Here is a 22,227-nt window from a genome sequence, read left to right as displayed (position 1 = left end):
GATGAACGCCGAGACCGGGATGCGGCCGTTGCTGATGTTGCCGGAGATGCTGACATTCGGCGGCGGCCTGGCGGCGTTGATCGGCGGATCGTTTCTGCCCCGGCAACGACAGTGGTGGGCCCGGATCGTCGCAGCCGCAACGCTTATCGGCGTCATCGTGGTGGCGGCCGTCGGTATGGGGCCCTCGGATCAGACCGCATTCGATGGCACCTTCGCCGTCGATACCGCCACCGGTGTGGCGCGAATCGCGGCCGCGGTCGGGGTCCTGATGGTTCTGGCGATAGCCGGCGACGAAATCAAAGGAACGGCGCGGGAAAGCGAAACCTATGCGCTGCTTCTCTTCTCCACATCCGGCATCATGGTTCTGGCCGGAGCCAGAGACCTGCTCGTCCTGGCAGCCGGATACCTGCTCGCCAGCATCCCGCTGTACGGACTGATCGGGTTGTTGCGCTCTGGCCTGGCGGCCGAGGCGGCGATGAAGACCTACCTGATCGGCGCACTGTTCGGTATCACGCTGATGCTGGGCCTGACGGTCCTCTACGGGATCACCGGGGTCACCCGCTACGACGAACTCGCCGCACGACTCGGCGGCGCGCCGGCGGCGGTGGTCGCCGCCGGCGTAGTGGCCGTACTGGCGGGACTGATGTTCGAAGCCGGCGGTGTGCCCGCACACTTCTGGGTTCCCGATGCCGCCCAAGGCGCCCGCGGGACAGCGGCCATATTTTTGACCACGGTGCCAAAGATCGGCGCGCTGGTAGCGCTGTATCGCACGGTTAGCGTGCTGCCGCATACGGTGGCGTGGCCGTTGCTGATCGCGATATTCGCCGTCGCGAGTATGACATTGGGGAATTTGGCCGCTTACGGCCAGCAGGATCCTCGTCGACTCCTGGGCTGGTCGACCGTCAGCCAAGTGGGCTATCTGCTTGTGCCGGTCACCGTCGTCGGCCGCACCGAGCTAGCACTTCCATCGTTGCTCTTCTATCTGGTCGGGTACACCCTGACCAACAGTGCCGCCTTCGCGGTAAGCACCTCACTATCCGACCGGCGCGACCTCAGCGCCTACCGGGGCCTGGCGCGAGCCCGGCCCTGGCTGGCCGCTGCGTTGGTGGTGGCGTTGCTCGGGCTGGTCGGCACCCCACCGACCGCGGTATTCGTCGGAAAACTCACCACCGCGACGGCTGCCTGGGACGGCGGTCAAGCCTGGCTGGCCGTGGTGGTGTTCGTCAATAGCCTTCTCAGCCTGTTCTACTACCTGCGCTGGATCGTCCCCGTATTCCAAAAGCCCCGGGGCGCAGAAGATTTCACCGCCGGTGGTTGGTCCGCAGGCACCGCGACGGTCGCGGCCGGCCTAAGCCTCGGGATCGGCGTTGCGGCGGGACCGCTGTGGGAGTTGTTCGCAACGGCGCCGATGCGGTAGCCGATTCGACGCCGTCCCCGCGGTTGGAGTCGGTGACTTGACCTGTTAGGGGGTAGCACCTGCACACTTTTGGCGACGATCACGGCTGACCTGCTCTCACCTTCGACAGCCGGCGCAGCCCAGCATCCAATCGAGCGGGTTCGTCCGAGCCGATCTGTGCGTCGACGTGGTGAAGGACGGGATCGGGATGAACGCCGTCGTCGAGTGGTCCCCGCATTAGCCGGGCACTGTGCTGCTCGTGGGCCAGCGCGGGCCAATCTGCCGCTTCGGGAGGTACGTCGGAGCGGTTGACTACGCGAAGCGGATGCACTCGCACGGCCGCCCGGCCGTATCGGGTCATAAGGGTTTCGCGTGCGTATCCGGACGCGTAAAAAATTGTTTCTGGCATGAAAAATACTCAATTCGGGGCTGTGACGCGCAGGCGGTTCGTTGTCGTCGCGGATCACGACTCGTGTCGTCCAGCTGCGCTTTTCATCAGCTATCAGCAACACAACGGCACGCCTGACACACCGGAATGTGACCGGAGTGTTAAAGCAACCGCACGAACGCACCCGCGTGCCGGTGCGTTCTTTTGACCAGCTCGAAATGTCCTTTACCCTCAATGAATGACTGGGCGATAGGCGTTGTATGAGAGGAGGCGCCATGGTCGATCTGAACCAGAATCGCCAGACGGCCGCGGATGCCTTGCTCGGACTTGGCAAATATTTTCATCGCGGGGAAATCTCCGCGGATTACCGTGCCCTGCACAAGATCGGTGGCCGCTCAGCCGACGATTTCTACCGCGACCGCTGGGCGCACGACAAGGTGGTCCGCTCCACGCACGGCGTCAACTGCACCGGATCGTGTTCGTGGAAGATTTATGTCAAGGACGGAGTCATCACCTGGGAGTCCCAGCAGACCGACTACCCGTCGGTCGGCGCCGACAAGCCGGAGTACGAGCCGCGCGGATGCCCGCGCGGCGCCTCGTTCTCCTGGTACACGTATTCGCCCGCGCGGGTGCGTTATCCGTATGTGCGTGGCGTCTTGCTGGAGTATTACCGGGAAGCCAAGCAGCGACTGAACGACCCCGTGCTGGCTTGGGCCGACGTCGTCGATGATCCGGTGAAGTCCGCTCGCTATAAGGCGGCACGCGGCAAGGGCGGCTTCGTTCGGGCCGAGTGGTGGGAGGCAGCCGAGATCGCGGCGGCGGCGCACGTGCACACCATCAAACGCTACGGCCCCGATCGGGTGGCCGGCTTTTCGCCGATACCGGCGATGTCAATGGTCAGCCATGCCGTTGGGGCCCGGTTCATTTCGCTGCTGGGCGGGTCGATGCTGTCGTTCTACGACTGGTATGCCGATCTTCCGGTGGCCTCGCCGCAGGTGTTCGGTGACCAGACCGATGTGCCCGAGTCGGCCGACTGGTTCGACGCCGGATACCTGATCATGTGGGGCTCCAACGTTCCCGTCACCCGGACACCCGATGCGCACTACATGACCGAAGCGCGCTATCGCGGCCAAAAGGTGATCGTGGTCTCGCCCGACTACGCCGACAATACGAAGTTCGCCGACGAGTGGCTGCCGGCACGCCCGGGTACCGACGCCGCGCTGGCGATGTCCATGGGGCACGTCATCCTCAAGGAGTTCTTCATCGACCGGACGACCCCGTATTTCACCGACTATGTGAAGCGGTTCACGGATCTGCCGTTTCTGATCACACTGACCCGGCGCGGTGATGACTGGCTGCCCGGAAAGTTCCTCACCGCAGCCGATCTCGGCGACACCGGCGAAGGTTCCTCGTCCAAGACGGTGCTGCTCGACGCGCAGCTCAACCCGGTAGTGCCGAACGGCTCGCTGGGATACCGGTTCACGGCTTCCGGCGAGGGTCGCTGGAACCTCGACCTGAATGGTGTGGACCCGTTGCTCACGTTACACGGCGCCGACGGCGACATGACCGCAGTGAGACTGCCGCGGTTCGACGGCGATCGGCCCGGCGTCCTGACGCGCGGGGTGCCGACGAGAATCATTGCTGGCCAACGAGTCACAACCGTCTTCGATCTGCTGCTCGCGCAATACGGCGTGCACCGCGACGGCCTACCCGGAGATTGGCCGACGGGCTACGGCGATGCGACACAGCCGTACACGCCAGCGTGGCAAGAGCCGATCACCGGCGTGCCCGCCCAGGCGGTGGAACGGATCGCGCGCGAATTCGCCGACAACGCGGAACGTTCGCGCGGCCGGTCGATGATTCTGATGGGCGCGGGAACCAACCACTGGTTTCACTCCGACCAGATCTACCGCTCATTTCTGACGTTGGTGATGCTCACCGGCTGCCAAGGGGTCAACGGCGGCGGCTGGGCGCATTACGTCGGCCAGGAGAAGTGCCGACCGGTAACGGGTTGGTCGACGCTGGCTTTCGCGTTGGATTGGCAGCGGCCGCCGCGCCAGATGCAAGGCACCGTGTTCTGGTATCTGTCGACCGACCAGTGGCGCTACGACCGGTTCACGTCGGAGACGATGGCCTCCCCGCTGGCCGAAGGTAGGTTTGCCGGCCGAACGGCGGCCGACAACATCGCACTAGCAAGCCGGCTGGGCTGGATGCCGAGTTACCCTACGTTCAACCGCAATCCGCTCGACCTCGCCGATGAGGCGGCCCGGCTGGGCAAGGATGCGTCGGCGCACATCGTCGATGGGCTCAAGTCCGGCTATCTGCAGTTCGCCTGCGAGGATCCGGATGCGCCGGAGAACTTCCCGCGCTGCCTGACCGTGTGGCGGTCCAACCTGCTCGGCTCGTCGGCCAAGGGCAACGAATACTTCCTCAAACACCTGCTGGGCACCGATTCCAACGTCGCCGCACGCGACGAGGATGCGGTGCGCCCGCAGGAGGTGCGCTGGCGTGACGAGGCGCCGGTCGGAAAGCTGGACCTGTTGTTGTCGCTGGACTTCCGAAATACCAGCACCACCTTGTTTTCCGACATCGTCTTGCCCGCCGCCACCTGGTATGAGAAGCACGATCTGTCAAGCACCGACATGCACCCGTTTGTCCACGCGTTCTCGCCCGCGATCTCACCGCCGTGGGAGACCAAGACCGACTTCGAGGCGTTCCACCGGATCGCACGCGGGTTCTCCTGGCTCGCCGAAAAGCACCTCGGGAAGCGCAACGACATCGTCGCGGTGCCGCTACAGCATGACAGTGCCGATGCGACCGCACAGCCCGGCGGGCGAGTGCTGGACTGGAAAGCTGGCGAATGCGAACCGGTTCCGGGTCAGACGATGCCGCGCTTGGTTGTGGTCGAACGTGACTACCCGGCGGTCGGGGACAAGATGGCGGCGCTGGGACCGATGGTGGAAACCGTCGGCCTGACCACCAAGGGCGTGACGACGCATCCCGAGGCGGAGGTCGAGTACCTGCGGGGCGTCAACGGCGCGGTGGTCAGCGGCATGGCCGTCGGGCGGCCGTCGCTGGCCAAGGACACCCATGCCGCCGAGGCGATTCTGGCGCTGTCCGGTACGACGAATGGTCGCCTCGCTGTCGAGGGGTTCGAGGCGCTGCAACGCCGCACCGGCACCGAGCTGGTCGATCTCGCCAAGGAGAACGAGGGCCGACGAATCACGTTCGCCGACACACAGTCTCGGCCGGTGCCGGTGAACACGTCGCCGGAATGGTCGGGCTCGGAGACCGGCGGGCGTCGGTACTCTCCGTTCACGATCAACACCGAGCGGCTCAAGCCATGGCACACGCTGACCGGCCGGCAACACTTCTACCTCGACCACGACTGGATGGGCGAACTTGGCGAGCAGTTGCCGATCTTCCGTCCGCCACTGGACATGACGGCGCTATTCGACGAGCCCGTTGTGGGCAACGAGGCGGGCGACGGCGGCGTTACGGTGCGCTACCTGACGCCGCACTCCAAGTGGTCCATCCACTCCGCATACCAGGACAACTTGTACATGCTCACGCTTTCCCGTGGCGGGCAGGCGATTTGGATGTCGGATGTGGACGCGGCGAAGATCGGCGTCAAGGACAACGACTGGATCGAATGCACGAACCGCAACGGTGTGGTTAACGCGCGCGCGATCGTCAGCCACCGGATGCCCGAAGGCCTGGTGTTCATGTACCACGCACAGGACAAGGCGGTGGACGTGCCCCGTACCGAAAAGACCGGCAAGCGCGGCGGTATTCACAACGCGCTGACCCGGATCATGATCAAACCGTCACACCTGATCGGGGGCTACGCCCAACAGTCGTTCGCGCTGAACTACCACGGCCCCACCGGAAACCAGCGCGACGAGGTCACCACCATCCGGCGGCGCTCGCAAGAAGTGGAGTACTGACCATGAGAGTCATGGCTCAACTCGCGATGGTGATGAACCTCGACAAGTGTATTGGCTGCCACACCTGCAGCGTCACCTGCAAGCAAGCCTGGACCAACCGTGGCGGTATGGAGTACGCCTGGTTCAACAACGTGGAAACCCGTCCTGGACAGGGGTATCCGCGCGGCTACCAAGACCAGGAAAAGTGGAAGGGCGGCTGGACGCTCAACAAGCGCGGGAAGTTGACGCTCAGGTCGGGATCGAAGCTGCGCAGGCTGCTCAACATCTTCGCCAACCCGGACCTACCCACGGTGTCGGACTACTACGACCCGTGGACCTATGACTACGAGAACTTGCTGTCCGCACCGGCCATGGACACCACGCCGGTGGCCCGCCCTAAGTCGCTGATCACCGGCCAGGACACCAAGGTGACCTGGGGCGCGAACTGGGACGATGACCTAGGCGGCGGGCCCGAGCAGGTTGGCCGGGATCCGTTGCTGACCAAGGTGTCCGACAGAGTCAAGCTCGAATTCGAGCAGACATTCATGTTTTACCTGCCCCGCATTTGCGAGCACTGCCTCAACCCCGCATGCGCCGCGGCGTGCCCGTCCGGCGCGATCTACAAGCGCAGCGAGGACGGCATCGTGCTGGTCGATCAGGACCGCTGCCGCGGCTGGCGCCAATGCGTCACCGCCTGTCCGTACAAGAAGATCTACTTCAACCACAAGACCGGCAAGGCCGAGAAGTGCACGTTCTGCTACCCCCGCGTCGAGGTGGGCATTCCGACCGTATGCTCGGAGACCTGCGTCGGGCGGCTGCGCTACATCGGGGTGCTGCTCTACGACGCCGATGCGGTCGCGGCGGCGGCATCGGTGCAAGACGAGAAGGACCTGTATCCGGCGCAGCTCGGGGTCTTCCTCAACCCGCACGATCCGCGGGTGGTCGCGGAAGCCGAGCGCGCCGGGATCTCCAGCGAATGGATTGAGGCGGCACAGAATTCGCCGGTATACCGGCTCATCGTCGACTATCAGTTGGCGCTGCCACTGCACCCGGAGTACCGCACCATGCCAATGGTCTGGTACATCCCGCCGCTGTCTCCGGTCGTCGACATCCTGGCCAACACCGGCCACGACGGCGAGAACAAGAACAATTTGTTCGGCGCTATCGATGCTCTTCGCGTCCCGATCGAGTATCTGGCGGAGCTGTTCACCGCCGGCGAAGTTGGGCCGGTTCGCCTTTCGCTGCAGCGGCTTGCGGCGATGCGCTCGTACATGCGTGCGGCGAACCTGGGCGAGGAGTTCGACGAGACGATCCCGGAGTCGGTCCGGCTGAGTGGCGAAGAGATCGAATCGATGTACCGGCTGCTGGCGATTGCCAAGTATGCCGACCGCTACGTGATCCCTAGCGGCGCAGGGTCGGACGCGCACCGCCTCGACGCGCTGGCCACCGGATGCAGCCTCGACAATGACGGCGGCCCGGGGATGACGGCGTTCGATGCGATGGCCGATAAGTTCCATCTCACCGACACCAACGGCAATGGCAACGGCAACGGCGCCAGGCCGCGAACGGTCAACCTGCTCAATTGGGACGGCAAGAGCACCGACGGGCTGGTGCCGACAAAATGAAGATGCCGACGCTGACTCGGCGCCTGGAACGCAGCGCTGCGCTGTCGGACCGTGACGTGCGGCTGCTGTGGCGCATCGCTGCGTTGCTGCTGGATTACCCCAGCCCGCAGATCCTCGCGATGTCCGATCAACTGGCTGCTGCCGCAATCGAATTGCCCGATGTGGTGGGCGGGCCATTACTGGACTTCCTGCGCGAGTTCAGCTCCGCCGATCCGATGCAATTCGCCGCGCGGTATGTTGAAACGTTCGATATGCGTCGGCGGGCGAGCCTACACCTGACCTACTACGCATACGGCGATACCCGCAAGCGCGGCATGGCGTTGCTGCGGTTCAAGCACGCCTATCGCCAGGCCGGGATGCAGCCGGGTGACGCTGAACTTCCCGATTATCTGCCACTTGTGCTCGAGTTCGCTGCGACGGTCGACCCGCTGCGGGGCGAACGGCTGCTGGCCGAGCATGTGCCCGTTCTGGAGTTGCTGCGACTGTCGTTGCGGGACAGCGATTCCGGCTACGCGGACATCCTGGCTGCAATCCTAGCGACGCTGCCGCCGATCAGCACAGCCGACCGGCGCCGCATCGCTGAGCTGGCCGCCGATGGGCCGCCGGACGAGGACGTCGGCCTCGAACCGTTCGTAATGGATCCGCTGACGGTGGAAGGCCGCCGATGACCGCCCTGCTCTGGATGACTGCGCCGTATGTCGCGTTCACATCATTTGTGCTGGGCCATATCTGGCGCTACCGCAGCGATCAGTTCGGCTGGACCACACGCTCTTCGCAGATCTACGAGCGCCGGTTGCTGCGGCTGGGCAGCCCGCTGTTCCACTTCGGCCTGCTCGGTGTGTTCGGCGGTCACGTCGTTGGCCTGATGATCCCCGAATCCTGGACATCGGCGGCCGGGGTTCCCGAATGGGTGTATCACCTGATGGCCGTAACAATGGGCTCGCTGGCCGGGTTCGCGGTCGTGGCGGGACTCGGAATCTTGCTATACCGGCGTATTACGGTCCTCGAAGTGCGTCAAGCAACGAGCCGCAGCGACAAGTTGATGTACCTACTGCTGGTGGGCGCGCTGGTGACGGGGATGCTCAACACGCTGACCAACGTGTTCGCCAGCTACAACTATCGCGAGACGGTGTCCCCGTGGTTCCGCAGCCTGTTTTCGGTGCACCCGGCAGTAGAGCTGATGGCGGAAGCGCCGTGGACGTTTCAGGTGCATGCGCTGATCGTTCTTGCACTGCTTGGTGTTTGGCCTTACACACGGCTGGTGCATATGTTCAGTGCGCCGATCGGATACCTGATGCGTCCAGACCTCGTCTACCGCAGCCGCGACCCGCAGAAAGCGTCCGGCAACCGCTATGCAAAAGCCTGGGTCGCGCCCGAAGCGCCGCCCGCGCGTAGCCGATGGGTGTGAGACGACTGCCTATCGAAACTCACCGTCTTCGGCGGCCGTCCTGTGAGCAGGTTGTAGCACGCAGGTCATTGCAGGAAGCGTTGCCGCAATAACACTTTCCTACGCTGGTGACATGCCATTACAGGTGCGCCAACACACCATCGACGACTGGGATGCCGAAGACGTCGACGCCTGGAACAACGGCGGCGCGAGGATCGCGCGCCGCAACCTGATCTGGTCCATCTTCGCCGAGCACGTCGGGTTCTCCGTCTGGTCGATCTGGTCGGTGATGGTCCTGTTCATGCCGCAGAACGTCTACCACATCGATGCCGCCGGGAAGTTCTTCCTTGTTGCGATGCCGACACTGGTGGGATCGGTTCTGCGGCTGCCCTACACATTCGCGACCGCGACGTTCGGCGGCCGCAACTGGACAGTGTTCTCCGCGCTGGTGTTGTTGATCCCAACGACGTTGACGCTATATTTCATGGCTCATCCCGGCACGTCCTACACGACATTCATGGTCGTTGCGGCGATCGCCGGTCTTGGCGGGGGGAACTTCGCATCATCGATGACCAACATCAACGCGTTCTATCCGCAGCGGCTCAAGGGTTGGGCGCTGGGTCTGAACGCCGGTGGCGGCAACGTGGGCGTCGCGCTGATCCAGATCGTTGGGCTGTTGGTGATCGCCACGGTCGGTAATCGTTCCCCGCATTTGGTCTGTGCGGTGTATCTGGTGCTCCTGTCGATCGCTGCGGTGGGCGCCGCGCTGTTCATGGACAACTTGACCAACCAGCGCACCAACGGCCGCTCGATGATCGACGTGATGAGATACCGCGATTCGTGGCTGATCGCGGTCCTCTATATCGGGACGTTCGGCTCGTTCATCGGCTTTTCGTTCGCATTCGGCCAGGTACTGCAAATCACGTTCTTGGCCAACGCGACTCATGGTGGCAGCGCGACCCCGGCGATGACGGGCCAGGCGGCGCTGCACGCCGCGCAGATCGCGTTCATCGGGCCACTGCTGGGCTCGATCGCGCGGCCACCCGGCGGCTGGCTGTCCGACCGCATCGGTGGCAGCAGGGTCACGCTGTACACCTTCGCCGCGATGATCGCCGCGGCCGGCTGGCTTGTGGTGTTCGGCGAGATGGGCGATGCCATGCAGCGCGGGCTATCGGGCGGCATTCTGACCGCCAACGTAGTGGGGTTCGTCGCGCTGTTCGTCCTGTCGGGAATCGGCAACGGATCGGTATACAAGATGATCCCGTCGATCTTCGACGCCAAGGCGCAGAGCATAGACGGTTTCAGCCAGGCCGAGAAGGTGGACTGGTCGCGTCGGATGTCTGGTGCGCTGATCGGGATCGCCGGGGCTATCGGGGCGCTCGGCGGCGTCGGCATCAATGTCGTCCTGCGGGCGTCGTACCTGTCGTCCTCGAAGTCGGCGACGACGGCGTTCTGGGTCTTCCTGGGCTTCTACGTGTTATGCGCGGCGATCACCTGGTTCGCCTACGTACGCACGCCCAGCACGGCGGCCGCCCCGAAGACCGCGGTCCAGGCGGTGGCACCGGCGTGATGCCCGCGCCGAAGTCGGTTGTTGTTGTGGGCCATGGGATGGTGGGCCACCGATTCGTTGAGGCGCTGCGCGATCGCGACCGCGACGGCAGGTGGAACGTCACCGTGCTATGCGAGGAACAGACGCCTGCCTATGATCGGGTCGCGTTGTCATCCTACGTCGGCAACTGGGATCGCGGTGCACTCGCGCTGGCCGGAAACGACTACGCGGGTGATGCTTTAGTGCGGTTGCGGGTGGGTGAGCGGGTCACCGCTATCGACCGCGACGCGCGCGCCGTCACCACTTCCGCAGGGGCGAAGATCGGATACGACGCGCTGGTGCTGGCTACGGGCTCGTACCCGTTCGTTCCGCCGATCCCGGGCCATGATCTGGATCGTTGTTTCGTCTACCGCACGCTCGATGACCTAGACGCGATCCGCGCGGCGGTCGGGGCTGCCGCGCCCGGGGCCGCCGGTATCGTGGTCGGCGGGGGGCTGTTGGGACTTGAGGCCGCAAATGCGTTGCGGCTATTGGATTTGAGCCCGCATATCGTCGAGCTCGCGCCGCGGCTGATGCCGCTTCAAGTCGATGAGGGCGGCGGCGCGGTGCTGCGCAACCTCGTCTCCGCGCTGGGTTTGACCGTGCACACCGGGGTGTCCACGGTTGCGATCGAAGCGATCGAAAATCATGGCAGCGGGCTGCGAGTCACGTTGTCCGACGGCGAGACCGTCGACGCCGCGGTGCTGGTGTTCTCCGCCGGTGTACGACCACGTGACGAACTGGCCCGCAGCTGCGGTCTGAAGATCGCCGAACGTGGTGGGGTGCTTACCGACATCGCCTGCCGGACAAGCGATCCAGCCATCTACGCAGTCGGCGAGGTGGCGGCCATCGAGGGACGCTGCTACGGGCTGGTCGCGCCCGGCAACGCCACCGCCGAGGTGGTCGCAGACCGGCTGCTCGGCGGCAACGCCGAGTTCCCCGGCGCCGACTTGTCGACCAAACTCAAGTTGCTCGGCGTCGATGTGGCCAGCTTCGGCGATGCGCACGCCAGCAGCGAGGGAGCCCTCGAGGTCGTGCTGAACGACGCCGTCAAGGGCACCTACGCCAAACTCGTTGTCTCCGATGATGCCTCGACGTTGCTGGGCGGAATTCTGGTCGGCGACGCGACTGCCTACGGGACGCTGCGTCCCCTGGTCGGCCGCCCGTTGCCGGCCGACCCGGCGTCGCTGATCGCGCCAGCCGCCGCCGAGATGGGCATCCGCACCTTGCCCGACGACGCGCAGATCTGCTCGTGCAACGGTGTCAGCAAGGGCACCATCCACGCGGCGATTGTCGACGGCGCGTGCGACGTGCCCGCGATCAAGGGTGCGACCAAGGCCGGAACATCCTGCGGCAGTTGCGTTCCGATGCTCAAGAGGCTGTTGACGGCCCAGGGCGTCGAGCAATCCAAGGCCCTGTGTGAACACTTCGCCCAGTCACGGGCTGAACTGTTCGAAATCGTCCAAGCCACCGGCATGCGCACATTTTCCGGCCTGATAGCCAAGCACGGCACCGGAACCGGTTGCGACATATGCAAACCGGCCGTCGCATCGATCCTTGCGTCCACGTCGTCCGATCACATCCTCGACGGCGAATCCGCGGCGCTGCAGGACACCAACGACCACTTCCTGGCCAATCTGCAGCGCAATGGCACCTACTCGGTGGTGCCGCGACTGCCTGGTGGCGAAATCACCCCGGAGAAGCTGATCGCCATCGCCGAGGTCGCCCGCGACTTCGGGCTCTACACCAAGATCACCGGAGGACAGCGTATCGACATGTTCGGCGCGCGTGTCGAACAGCTACCGGCGATCTGGCAGCGGCTGGTCGGCGCCGGGATGGAATCAGGGCACGCCTACGGCAAGGCGGTGCGTACCGTGAAGAGCTGCGTCGGGTCGACGTGGTGCCGCTACGGTGTGCAGGACTCGGTGGGCATGGCGGTCGAGTTGGAGCTGCGCTACCGCGGGCTGCGCTCGCCGCACAAGATCAAGATGGGTGTCTCGGGTTGTCAGCGGGAATGCGCGGAGGCGCGCAGCAAGGATGTCGGCGTCATCGCCACCGAGAAGGGATGGAATCTCTACGTCGGCGGTAACGGTGGCGCCACCCCCAAACATGCTGAGCTGCTTGCCGGCGACCTCGACGACGAGACCCTGGTGCGCTACATCGACCGCTACCTGATGTTCTACATCCGCACAGCTGACCGGTTGCAGCGCACCGCGATCTGGCAGGAAACCATCGACGGTGGCATCGACCACATCCGCGCGGTGGTCTGCGAGGACTCGCTGGGCATCGCCGAGGACCTGGAGGCAGCGATGGCGCGGCACGTCGCCGGCTACTCCGACGAGTGGGCGGGTGTGCTGGCCGACCAGACGAAGCTTGCGCGGTTCGTGTCGTTTGTCAACGCTCCCGACCAGCCCGACCCGACCGTGGTATTCGACGACAGCGGGCCGCGGAAGGTGCCGGTGCTACTGGGCACACCACGGATCGGTGACACACCGAAAGCCGGCATTTAATGGGCGCTTAATGACCAGGAAACATGCCCAACATGCAATTAATACCGACGGGAGGAGCAAGCGATGACCGTACTCATTGAACGGCCGCGCGTCATCGGAGCGGATGCCCGCGTCTGGACAAAGGCGTGCCCGCTGGACTCGTTGCTGGCCGGACGTGGGGTTGCTGTGCTGCTGCCCGGAGCTGAGCAGGTAGCGCTGTTTTTGCTGTCAGACGGGACACTGGCCGCGGTCAGCAACCTCGATCCGTTTGCCGGGGCGGCGGTGATGTCGCGCGGCATCATCGGCGACCGTCACGGCGAACCCACCGTCGCGTCGCCGCTGCTGAAACAGGTGTTCTCCGTTAACGATGGACGCTGCCTCGATGACGAATCTCGCTCGCTGAGGGTCTACGACGTGCGGGTGACCGATGGAATCGTTGAAATCGCCCGGAAGTGAACCCCCAAGTCAGCCACTGACAGGATTCACCATCGGGGTGACGGCGGCGCGCCGGTCTGACGAGCTCATCACGCTGTTGCAACGCCGTGGGGCTGCCGTGGTGCACGCCCCGGCCATTCGGATCATCCCGCTCGTCGACGACATCCAATTGCGGGGTGTCACAACGTTACTGGTGCAGAACCCGCCAGATGTGGTGGTGGTGACCACCGGCATCGGCTTCCGCGCCTGGATCGAGGCCGCACACGGCTGGGGGGTCGCCGACGACGTGATCGCCGCGCTCGCGTCGACACGCATCCTCACCCGGGGACCCAAGGCGCGCGGCGCTGTTCGCCAGGCCGGGCTGTGCGAGCAGTGGAGTCCGCAATCCGAAGCCTCCCGCGAGGTGCTCGATCGGCTGCTGGAAGACGGTGCGGCGGGTTTGCGCATCGCGGTGCAGCTGCACGGCACGGCCTCGGAGTGGGAGCCCGACGTCGACATTTGCGATGCACTGACTTCGGCTGGCGCGGACGTCATCAAGGTGCCCGTGTATCGCTGGGAACCGCCCGAGGACAGCCGGCCGATGGATCAGCTGATCGCGATGATTGTCCACGGCGAAGTCGACGCGGTCAGCTTCACCAGCGCGCCGGCGGTGGCGTCAATGCTGCAGCGCGCCAAGGCGCTCGGTTGTGTCGCGGAGCTCGTCACGTCGCTGCGTGATGATGTTGCGGCGGTCTGCGTGGGTCCCGTCACGGCGGCGCCACTGCGCCGCCTGGGCGTGCCGGCAGTGCACCCCGATCGCTACCGGCTGGGCGCATTGGCGCGGTTGATCGGTGACGAGGTTCCGCGTCACGCACGCCATTTCACCGCTGGAGGACATCACATCAGCGTGCGCAGCGCCACGGTGTCCGTCGACGGCGACGTCCGCACCGTGCCGCCGTCCGCCATGGCAGTGTTGCGGCGGCTGATGGCCTGCCCCGGGAACGTGGTATCGCGCGGGGAACTGCTGGCACTGCTGCCAGGAGGCGGGGCAGACACACACGCCGTCGAGACCGCAATGACCAGATTGCGTTCGGCGCTGGGCGCGCCGTCCGCGATCCAGACCGTCGTCAAGCGCGGATACCGGCTGGCGATCGACCCAGCCAAATCCTGATCCTCGCAATCCACACACCGGCAGCACCGCCAGAGATAACGCAATGCATTCCGGCAAGCCGACCAGACCGCCCGTGGCGGTCGACGCCCAGTGCCCTGGGCGATGGAGTGGCCCGTGAATACATTGCAGCGTTGTCGACAAGCAGCTTGCCGGATAAGTGCCGTGTCTCTCAGCGGCGCTGACGCGGTAACCGACACCGGTCGCCGACATACGGGGTAACCTCGGGGTCAAACCGCTTGCGATGGGCGGCCTTCCATGTTGAGCAATCCATGGAGAGCCAAGTCGATGACGCTGCGGCACGCAATTTCGGGTTCCCAATGGTGACTGCTGCGCAAGTGGATATAGCCCCAGCCGACCATGTTGAACAACACAGTGGCGGTGACGGTCTCCGGGATCCGGCGCAAAGTTCCGTCGGCGGCGCCGTCGAGGAGCAGACGCTCGAACGGTTCGGCGAAGACATCGACGGTGAGCGCATTAGGGCCGGGCCGGTGGAAGACCTCGCCTTCGGCCGAGAACATCCCGGCAAGCAAGGGTAAATGTTGTTCCGCGGCCGCGCACATCGCTTCGAGGGCGGCCCGCAACCGTTCTGCGGCCGAACCCCGCCCGGTGAGCGCGGGCCAAATCGCTGTGCGGAAGGTCTGGGCAGCGCGGGCGGTCAAGGCAGCGACGAGTTGATCGCGCGTGACGCCGCTACGGTACATCGTCGCACGCGATATACCGGCCTCGACCGCGATACGTTCGCGCGTGGTCTCCGTAAGGCCCCAGCGGGTGATGGCGGCGGCTGTGGCGTCGACAAGCCGCGGTTCGATGTGTTCGCTGTTGGCGGGTTGGTCTTGACTTTGAAACATACACGTATGATAGTTGAGACAGTTAAGTCTCAAATTTGAACATGTATTGTGTCATGGTGATGGTCGAGTAGCCAGGCCGCAGCAGTCCCCGGATCCGCTCAGCACGGTCCCTAACCGGCGCGGGTTGGCCCCGCGACCCTGCTCGCCGAACAGCAAAGGAGCCAAGGCGGTATGCCTACCATGTCCAGAATCGAATCCGCATTCTGCCGGAGCACTCCCTGGCGGGCCTTTACCCGTCGAACCGTACTGCCCTGGGCCTTGCAGGGACTCACACCCGCGGGCAATGTCCTTGAGATCGGAGCCGGCAGCGGAGCCATGGCCGCAGAAATCCTGTCCGCCTATCCGGATATCAGGATGACAGTGACCGACTTCGACGAGACCATGGTCGCGGCGGCGAGACGGCGGCTCGCGCCATTCGGCTCACGCGCCACCGCTTTGCAGGCGGACGCCAATGCATTGCCGTTCGGCGACAACACCTTTGACACTGTGCTGACGTTTATCATGCTCCACCACACTGTTACCTGGGAACAGGCCTTGGCCGAAGCGGTGCGTGTTCTTCACCCAGGCGGCAGCCTTATTGGCTACGATCTGCTGTCCCTGCGGCCCACCCGCATATTGCATCGCCTGGAAGGGGCACCCCACCGACTCATCGGCCATGGCGAGCTCGGGCCGACGCTGCACAAACTTTCGCTCAATGATGTTCACCTGCGCCACAACCCATTGCTTGTCCGCTTCAACGGCACCAAATCGTCACAACAGTGAGCAGACGCTCGAACGCCCGAGCCTGAAATCCTTGGGGTGTACTGTATTTCGTGGCGGACTGGTTGGGACAGAAGCCGCCGGACGTGGTGTGTTTTCCGAGTTGGTCGTGGAGCTGCCCTGTCAGCGGCCGATAGCTGTATCGGCCGACGATCGCACTGACGCGTCCGGCGGCGCTGCCCGATACAGGGCGCGCGTCGTAGCGGTCAGATTCGAAATAGCGCGGCTACGAACAAGATAGACATGCCGGCAGCCATCATCGCCTGACCCAGGTTACCCAGCGAGCATCGGGTCGCCTTGTGCTGCCGCTGGCTGAAGTAGCTATAGGTCCACAAGACCGCGGCGACCGCGAAGCCGGCTGCACCCAACCAGTTCGCAGCGTTGAACCACACGGGCGGCCCGGTGCTCGACACGTGGGCCGCATCCATGTCCATGCCCGGCATCGACGTAGCCGGCCCGGTGCCGGACAGCCGAGGATCCATGATCACGTACATCCAGGCCGTCGCCAACATCATCAGGCCGTGATATCCATACAAAGCGAAAACGGCGACAGTGCGGGCCGCGGCGACGGCTACCGCCATGAACCACACCGTCCCGAGCAAGAAAAACACCGCAGGACCTGTCGTCGGTAACCGTGCCCCCCACGGCCAGGCCATCGCCGCCATCGCAACCGCCATGACCAAGTGCCACCAATGGCTCACGGCCATGGTCCACGGTCCGCGTTTGGTCACGATCGCCAGGCCGCATTCGGAGGCGGCGAGCACGAACAGTCCGGTGACTCCCCAGCGAAGTATCAAGTCATGAATCATGCGATACCGCAACACTCAGCTCGGAAAACTTTATGCGGTTGACAGCGGATGGCGATACAGCCGCTGTCACGAGTCGCGGCCGAATCGGCGGAGCCGCAGCGAGTTCGTTACCACGCTGACCGAAGACAACCCCATCGCCGCGCCCGCGACGACCGGGTTGAGCATGCCCAGCGCGGCAAGGGGAATCGCGGCGGTGTTGTAACCGAAGGCCCAGCCCAGATTCTCATAAATCGTGCGCAGGGTCTTCCTCGACAGTTCGATCGCGTGTACGACACCATCGAGCCGGTCAGACATCAGTGTGATGTCGGAGGCCTCGATGGCGACGTCGGTACCGGTGCCGATCGCGATGCCCAGGTCGGCCTGTACCAGGGCGGGGGCGTCGTTAACGCCATCGCCAACCATCGCGACTACCCGGCCCTCGTCCTGCAATCGCTGAATCTCGGTGACCTTGTCCTGCGGTAACACCTCGGCCAGCACTTCGTCGATGCCCACCTGGTTGGCGATCGCGGCAGCCGTGCGGGCGTTGTCGCCGGTGATCATGGCAACCCGCAGTCCCATGGCGTGCAGGTCGCGAACCACGTCGGCGGCATCGCTTTTGACGGTGTCGGCCACGGCGAGCACACCCACAACCTGGTCGCCGCGGCCGACGAAGACTGCTGTGCGACCCCGCTCTTCCAGCTCCTGCGCAGCCGCAGCCAAGTCGTCGGGCAGCAATAATTCCTGCTCCGCGATGAGTTTACGTCGCCCGACCAACACCGGCTTACCGTCGACAATTGCCCGAACGCCGTGTCCGGCGAGGTTGGTGAACTCCTTGGCGGCCGGAATTTCCAACCCGTGCTCTTCCGCAGCGGCGACGATAGCCGCGCCGATGGGGTGTTCGGAACCGGATTCGACCGCGGCGGCAATCCGCAGCACCAAGTTAGGCTGGCGCCGCTTGCCGACAATGACGTCGGTCAGCCGCATTTGGGCGCGGGTTAGGGTGCCGGTCTTGTCGAACACCACAGTGTCGATCCTCTTTGAGGCCTCCAGTACTTCGCCGCCCTTGACCAGGATTCCCATCTCAGCACCCCGGCCAGTGCCGACTGTGATCGCCGTGGGGGTGGCCAGGCCCAACGCACATGGGCACGCGATGATCAGCACGGCGACCGCGGCGGTCATCCCGGCAATTGGATTCGCGGCGATCAGCGTCCACCCGGCAAACGTCGTGGCGGCAATGCCCACGACGGCGGGCACAAACACCGCCGAGACCCGGTCCACGAGCCGCTGTACGGGAGCCTTGCCGCCTTGTGCCTGCTCAACCAGGCGCACAATCTGCGCTAGCGCGGTATCGGCTCCGACGGCGGTGGCGCGCAGGGTCAGCAGCCCATCGACGTTGACGGTTGCCCCGGCGACATGATCGCCCACCGTTTTTTCGATCGGGACGGACTCGCCGGTGAGCATGGACTCATCGACAGCGGCACGCCCTTCGGTCACTTCGCCGTCGACCGGGATCTTCTCACCAGGTCGCACCCGCACCAGATCCCCGACTCGGACCTGATCGACCGGCACGTTGCGCTCCTCGCCGTCTACCAGTAGCCGAGCCTCCTTGGCCCCCATTTCCAGTAGCTTGCTGATCGCCTCGGACGCCTTACCCGTGGCCCTGGCCTCGAAGTAGCGGCCCAGCACGACGAAGGCAATAATCAGCGCCGCGGTGTCGAAAAACAGCGGTCCGCCCGCGAACAGCTCATAGGTGGAGTAGGCAAACGCGGTCAGTGTGCCCAGAGCGATGAGCGTGTCCATGTTCGCGTTCAAAGCCCGCGCCTGCTGCACCGCCCCCTTCAGGAACGGCCATCCGGACACGAACTGCACGGGCACCGTCGCGGCGAACGCCAACCACCCCGCCCACGGGTAGGCGCCGAACACCATCGTGGAAGCAAGTGCCAGCAGTCCCAAGGGCATGGCCAGCCACACGCGCCGCAACCACTTCCGCCGTTCGCGGCTACTGTCCTCACCCGGCGACGAATGGCACGCGGCAACCGGTCCAGAATGGCAGCTGCTACCAGCCCCTGCCTCGCCATGGACATCGTGCGGGCGACCCAGTAAGCGACGGATCCCGCCGACGAGTTTTTGCACTACTCCGGACTTGCCGAACTCAGCTGAGTAGGGCGCACGCGCGGGCACCGACTCCGCAGGAATGGACTGCGCATCAGCGATCGCCGACAAGATCGCAGCTGTGTCGCAGTTTTGGGGCGAATACAAGATTACGACCGAAGCCGTTCGCGGGTAGGCGTATACGGCGCGTACGCCAGCCACGTTGCCGACCGTATCCTCGATCGCCACGGCTCGCACCGAATCAAACTCAAACCCTTTGGCCTGCACACGCATTCGGCCCGCTGCAACGGACACGACATTTAGCATGAGAGCGGTCTCGGTCAGGCTATCAGTGGTCATGGGCGTGGCCCGACTCCGCCAACTTCAGCGGTGCGACTTCCTCCCCGATTCGATCCTTTGCCTCGGCCATCACGTCGGCGACCGTCAGTCGAGCCTGCTCGGCGCCCTTCGCGGCCTTGCGCTCGGTTTCGCGGACGGCCCGCAAGCCCCACGCGGTCACGGCGACGGCCGCCTGCCGCGACGGGAACTTGACCACCGCCTTGCGGAGAACCTCATAGGCCGCAGCCCCCACTGTGCCGGTTACCACCGTGGGCACCGCCTTGGCCAATAGACCATGCCAAATCATCCCGCACACTCCTTCCGCATCGTTGACCCGCTACGTGTTATCGACATTCCAGTGTTGCCAACACTTCTTGTGCCTGCTTGTCATATCGCGCAGCTCGTCAATCGCCGCTCACCCCGCGACCGGCGAGCGCTGCAGTGGAAAGCAGCTCTCCACGTGGTTATGGGAGATCACGCAGTTCGCCCGGCCGAGCCGAGACGCAACGGCTGGTATCCAGCACCCGAATGTTGTCACCGAGGTGAGCCCGCACCGTCTGCGGCCGGTTCAGCAAAGCTTGGTTCTTGGCCGTCAATTCGGCTGTAAGACATGATCATCGAACATGCGCATAATCGGCACCATGCCCTACCCCCGTGGGGTGAACATAGCTTGGACGACTCACCGACCCCGCGGTCGAGTCGGTCGCCGTGCCTGCGCCGGTACCAGCCGACCGCCAGAGCGGTACCACCGGCGGCAAACGCCGGATTACGAGGTTCTTGATGCGCCATCCGCGCGGACAGGTCGGCGGAGCCCGGCGACTCGGCGTGGGCCGCATCAAACTGTTCGCCCATCTTGGGTAGCTCACCTTCGGGTCTGCCGAAGCGCCTAATATATTGAACCGCAATCGTTTTCGGTGTGCGCTCGATCGGTGCCGGAGGGCAGCCGGATAAACGCCGCTGACCATAGGCCAGCAGCCCGGACGCCCCAAACCCAGCTGCCGATGCCGGCAACCAAATACCAGTCCGCGACCGCAGACGTCCTTGGCTTTCGTCCACTTAAGCGACTCCCCATCCGTTGGCGCCGATGCTACCCCACCCCGGGTGGGGTGGGGTAGCATGGAATCGTGCCGGTGTCGACAAGAAGTTGCGAGGCAATTATGGGCGAAGAATTGACGGCGAAGAAGGATGCAGCGCTGAATCGGCTCAAGACGGTTCGGGGCCACCTCGATGGGATCATTCGAATGCTGGAGTCTGACGCGTATTGCGTGGATGTGATGAAGCAGATCTCAGCTGTGCAGTCCTCGCTGGAGCGAGCCAACAGGGTGATGCTGCACAACCACTTGGAGACGTGCTTTTCCTCGGCGGTGCTCGATGGCCGTGGCCAAGCGGCCATCGACGAGCTCATTGACGCCGTCAAGTTCACCCCGGCGCTGACCGGCCCGCAGGCTCAGCTGGGCGGCGCCGCGGTCGGCGAGGCTAGCGATCAAGAACCGGCGACGGCGAGCGGCCGGGGGTAACGACCGCCAGAGGTTGGGTGCGCCCGGTAGCTGAGACATCACCACAAAGCGAGCTGACGAGATGAGAGGAAGCGTTGAAAATGTTGCCGTTGCACGGATTTATGGCTAAGGCGGTACCGACGGTGATCACCGGCACGGTAGGGTTTGCGGCCTATGAGGTGTTGCGCAAAGGCGTGGCCAAGCTTCCACTGCGCGCAGCGACCGTCACTGCTACCGCTTGGGGTATCCGCGTGGTCCACGAGGCCGAGCGTAAGGCCGCCGCGAGCGCTGGACGGGCTCGACTAAGCGCGGCCGACGTGATCGCAGAGGCCAAAGAACGCATCGGCGAAGACGTCACACCGGGACCGGCGGCTGTTCACCCGGGCCACGTCGATGATCACTGACACTGTCGCCGATGGCGGTGTCATGCTGAAAGTTCGCCTCCGGCGCATCCGGACGAATGTGCGTGCAGGCCATTGACCTTCGCTGCGATGCGGCCTCGCCGGATGAGCAAGTCCTCACTCCGCGCCGAGCGTGCACTGGCTGCGTCGGGTGTGTACTGGCGGCGGGGACACGCCGGGCGATGCCGCCGTGGTTGCACTCTCGGCGTGCCGGCATTGTGAAGGATGTGGCTGGCGGGCATCGATGGACGTTTGTGACTACGAACCTCGATGCCCTCCTGACCGAACTACATGTGACGATCGACGATCACGTGGCCGCCCAGGCGGCGATCGCCCAGGCCGCCCAGCGACTCTGAGCTGGTATGCCTGGCCGTGGCCAGGTGCCCCTCGGGTCACTAATTGTCAGGGGGCGGGTGCCTCAACCCAGGTTGGCAGAGAGGGTCGGGGCGCTCGACGAGCTTGCCGTTCTCGAACTTGGCACCGGCACGGACGAGGGCGACCAACTGTGGCGCGTTCACGGCGCGCCAGCGTGACTGCGCGGCCTCGATCAGCTTGTAGGCCATGGCGATTCCGGCCGCCCGTGAACCTGGGCCCTTGGTGATCTTGCTGCGATTGCGCACGGTCGAGAAAGTAGATTTGATGGGGTTTGTAGTGCGCAAATGCACCCAATGTTCGGCCGGGAAGTCATAGAACCCGAGCAGCTGCTCGAGATCGTCGGTGATCTTGGCGACCGCTTTCGGGTACTTGGCCCCGTAGGCCGCCTCGAAAGCCTTGACCGCGTCCAGCGCGTGGCGTTTGTCCTCGGCGTTCCAGATCTCCGCCAAGGCTTTCTTCGCCCCGGAATGTGTCGACGTCGGCAGTGCGGCAAGAACATTCGAGATTTTATGAAACCAACAACGCTGTTCCTTCGTCTCCGGGAACACCTCGCGCAGCGCACCCCAAAACCCCAGCGCACCATCGCCGATCGCCAACACCGGCGCACGCATGCCGCGCCGTTTGGCGTCACACAGCAGATCCGCCCACGACTCGGTGGCCTCCCGGTAGCTGAACCGTCCCGGGTTTTATGCGCACCTTCCTTTGAGGGAAGGATGGCGCGATGGCGATCAGGTACGACGAGAACA

General features: G+C 64.5%; 16 protein-coding genes and 1 pseudogene. 12 read left to right on the top strand and 5 right to left on the bottom strand.

The features are described from left to right. The first annotated feature begins 1 nt into the window (after position 1). The 9 genes from AWC07_RS18710 to AWC07_RS18670 all read left to right on the top strand — a co-directional run bounded on the left by AWC07_RS18710 (position 2) and on the right by AWC07_RS18670 (position 14,384). Positions 2-1,417, top strand: a complete 1,416-nt coding sequence (locus tag AWC07_RS18710; protein ID WP_244187635.1) for an NADH-quinone oxidoreductase subunit N — start codon at positions 2-4, stop codon at positions 1,415-1,417. A 642-nt stretch (positions 1,418-2,059) separates the two neighbouring features. Then, the gene (locus AWC07_RS18705; RefSeq protein WP_036411332.1) at positions 2,060-5,731 is read left to right on the top strand and encodes a nitrate reductase subunit alpha; all 3,672 of its coding nucleotides are present in this window, start codon (positions 2,060-2,062) and stop codon (positions 5,729-5,731) included. Positions 5,732-5,742: 11 nt separating this feature from the next. Then, positions 5,743-7,335: a nitrate reductase subunit beta gene (narH, locus tag AWC07_RS18700; RefSeq protein ID WP_036411348.1), complete on the top strand. Its 1,593-nt coding sequence runs from the start codon at positions 5,743-5,745 to the stop codon at positions 7,333-7,335. Beyond that, a complete protein-coding gene (gene narJ / locus AWC07_RS18695) occupies positions 7,332-8,003 on the top strand; it encodes a nitrate reductase molybdenum cofactor assembly chaperone (RefSeq protein ID WP_036411329.1) in 672 nt (223 codons plus the stop codon). Before narH ends, narJ begins: the two co-directional genes overlap by 4 nt. Further along, the gene (narI, locus tag AWC07_RS18690; protein WP_036411327.1) at positions 8,000-8,743 is read left to right on the top strand and encodes a respiratory nitrate reductase subunit gamma; all 744 of its coding nucleotides are present in this window, start codon (positions 8,000-8,002) and stop codon (positions 8,741-8,743) included. The genes narJ and narI overlap by 4 nt, the downstream gene beginning before the upstream one ends. A gap of 112 nt (positions 8,744-8,855) precedes the next feature. Continuing rightward, positions 8,856-10,292: a nitrate/nitrite transporter gene (locus AWC07_RS18685; RefSeq protein ID WP_036411325.1), complete on the top strand. Its 1,437-nt coding sequence runs from the start codon at positions 8,856-8,858 to the stop codon at positions 10,290-10,292. Beyond that, positions 10,292-12,820, top strand: a complete 2,529-nt coding sequence (gene nirB / locus AWC07_RS18680; RefSeq protein ID WP_036411347.1) for a nitrite reductase large subunit NirB — start codon at positions 10,292-10,294, stop codon at positions 12,818-12,820. The genes AWC07_RS18685 and nirB overlap by 1 nt, the downstream gene beginning before the upstream one ends. A gap of 63 nt (positions 12,821-12,883) precedes the next feature. Next, the gene (gene nirD, locus AWC07_RS18675) at positions 12,884-13,255 is read left to right on the top strand and encodes a nitrite reductase small subunit NirD (protein ID WP_036411323.1); all 372 of its coding nucleotides are present in this window, start codon (positions 12,884-12,886) and stop codon (positions 13,253-13,255) included. After that, complete coding sequence (locus tag AWC07_RS18670; protein ID WP_085105189.1) at positions 13,227-14,384, top strand: uroporphyrinogen-III synthase; 1,158 nt, start codon at positions 13,227-13,229, stop codon at positions 14,382-14,384. The genes nirD and AWC07_RS18670 overlap by 29 nt, the downstream gene beginning before the upstream one ends. Before the next feature lie 227 nt (positions 14,385-14,611). On the opposite strand, the gene AWC07_RS18665 is transcribed toward AWC07_RS18670, so the two are convergent. Further along, positions 14,612-15,232 carry a TetR/AcrR family transcriptional regulator gene (locus AWC07_RS18665; RefSeq protein WP_036413698.1) on the bottom strand — a complete coding sequence of 207 codons (621 nt, stop codon included), beginning with the start codon at positions 15,230-15,232 and terminating at the stop codon, positions 14,612-14,614. A gap of 171 nt (positions 15,233-15,403) precedes the next feature. Here AWC07_RS18665 and AWC07_RS18660 point away from each other — a divergent pair, with 171 nt between their 5' ends. Further along, positions 15,404-15,994, top strand: a complete 591-nt coding sequence (locus AWC07_RS18660) for a class I SAM-dependent methyltransferase (RefSeq protein WP_036413696.1) — start codon at positions 15,404-15,406, stop codon at positions 15,992-15,994. A gap of 203 nt (positions 15,995-16,197) precedes the next feature. Here the strand turns inward: AWC07_RS18660 and AWC07_RS18655 are convergent, their stop codons facing one another. The 3 genes from AWC07_RS18655 to AWC07_RS18645 form a co-directional block, all read right to left on the bottom strand. Then, the gene (locus tag AWC07_RS18655; RefSeq protein ID WP_036413700.1) at positions 16,198-16,800 is read right to left on the bottom strand and encodes a DUF5134 domain-containing protein; all 603 of its coding nucleotides are present in this window, start codon (positions 16,798-16,800) and stop codon (positions 16,198-16,200) included. 66 nt (positions 16,801-16,866) lie between these two features. Beyond that, positions 16,867-19,164: a copper-translocating P-type ATPase gene (locus tag AWC07_RS18650; RefSeq protein ID WP_139829778.1), complete on the bottom strand. Its 2,298-nt coding sequence runs from the start codon at positions 19,162-19,164 to the stop codon at positions 16,867-16,869. 55 nt (positions 19,165-19,219) lie between these two features. Continuing rightward, positions 19,220-19,516 carry a DUF1490 family protein gene (locus tag AWC07_RS18645; protein ID WP_036413691.1) on the bottom strand — a complete coding sequence of 99 codons (297 nt, stop codon included), beginning with the start codon at positions 19,514-19,516 and terminating at the stop codon, positions 19,220-19,222. Between the two features lie 850 nt (positions 19,517-20,366). Between AWC07_RS18645 and csoR the strand changes: the two genes are divergently transcribed. Beyond that, on the top strand, positions 20,367-20,726 hold the full coding sequence (csoR, locus tag AWC07_RS18640; protein ID WP_036413689.1) for a copper-sensing transcriptional repressor CsoR: 360 nt from the start codon (positions 20,367-20,369) through the stop codon (positions 20,724-20,726). Between the two features lie 83 nt (positions 20,727-20,809). Continuing rightward, positions 20,810-21,109, top strand: a complete 300-nt coding sequence (locus AWC07_RS18635; RefSeq protein WP_139829777.1) for a DUF1490 family protein — start codon at positions 20,810-20,812, stop codon at positions 21,107-21,109. Between the two features lie 392 nt (positions 21,110-21,501). Here AWC07_RS18635 and AWC07_RS18630 read toward each other — a convergent pair. Beyond that, positions 21,502-22,149, bottom strand: a pseudogene (locus AWC07_RS18630) (IS256 family transposase); the annotation flags it as partial. Positions 22,150-22,227 lie beyond the last annotated feature (78 nt).

The sequence above is a fragment of the Mycobacterium gastri genome (assembly GCF_002102175.1).
Taxonomy (GTDB): domain Bacteria; phylum Actinomycetota; class Actinomycetes; order Mycobacteriales; family Mycobacteriaceae; genus Mycobacterium; species Mycobacterium gastri.
This window is presented reverse-complemented; position numbering and strand designations above follow the sequence as displayed.

What these genes read in the sequence shown, in the direction of transcription:
- AWC07_RS18655 (WP_036413700.1), bottom strand. Translation starts at nt 16,800, where the DNA reads ATGATTCATGACTTGATACTTCGCTGGGGAGTCACCGGACTGTTCGTG.
- AWC07_RS18650 (WP_139829778.1), bottom strand. Translation starts at nt 19,164, where the DNA reads ATGCGTGTGCAGGCCAAAGGGTTTGAGTTTGATTCGGTGCGAGCCGTG.
- AWC07_RS18660 (WP_036413696.1), top strand. Translation starts at nt 15,404, where the DNA reads ATGCCTACCATGTCCAGAATCGAATCCGCATTCTGCCGGAGCACTCCC.
- narI (WP_036411327.1), top strand. Translation starts at nt 8,000, where the DNA reads ATGACCGCCCTGCTCTGGATGACTGCGCCGTATGTCGCGTTCACATCA.
- AWC07_RS18685 (WP_036411325.1), top strand. Translation starts at nt 8,856, where the DNA reads ATGCCATTACAGGTGCGCCAACACACCATCGACGACTGGGATGCCGAA.
- narH (WP_036411348.1), top strand. Translation starts at nt 5,743, where the DNA reads ATGGCTCAACTCGCGATGGTGATGAACCTCGACAAGTGTATTGGCTGC.
- nirB (WP_036411347.1), top strand. Translation starts at nt 10,292, where the DNA reads ATGCCCGCGCCGAAGTCGGTTGTTGTTGTGGGCCATGGGATGGTGGGC.
- nirD (WP_036411323.1), top strand. Translation starts at nt 12,884, where the DNA reads ATGACCGTACTCATTGAACGGCCGCGCGTCATCGGAGCGGATGCCCGC.
- AWC07_RS18710 (WP_244187635.1), top strand. Translation starts at nt 2, where the DNA reads ATGAACGCCGAGACCGGGATGCGGCCGTTGCTGATGTTGCCGGAGATG.
- AWC07_RS18665 (WP_036413698.1), bottom strand. Translation starts at nt 15,232, where the DNA reads ATGTTTCAAAGTCAAGACCAACCCGCCAACAGCGAACACATCGAACCG.
- AWC07_RS18705 (WP_036411332.1), top strand. Translation starts at nt 2,060, where the DNA reads ATGGTCGATCTGAACCAGAATCGCCAGACGGCCGCGGATGCCTTGCTC.
- AWC07_RS18645 (WP_036413691.1), bottom strand. Translation starts at nt 19,516, where the DNA reads ATGATTTGGCATGGTCTATTGGCCAAGGCGGTGCCCACGGTGGTAACC.
- AWC07_RS18670 (WP_085105189.1), top strand. Translation starts at nt 13,227, where the DNA reads ATGGAATCGTTGAAATCGCCCGGAAGTGAACCCCCAAGTCAGCCACTG.
- narJ (WP_036411329.1), top strand. Translation starts at nt 7,332, where the DNA reads ATGAAGATGCCGACGCTGACTCGGCGCCTGGAACGCAGCGCTGCGCTG.
- csoR (WP_036413689.1), top strand. Translation starts at nt 20,367, where the DNA reads ATGGGCGAAGAATTGACGGCGAAGAAGGATGCAGCGCTGAATCGGCTC.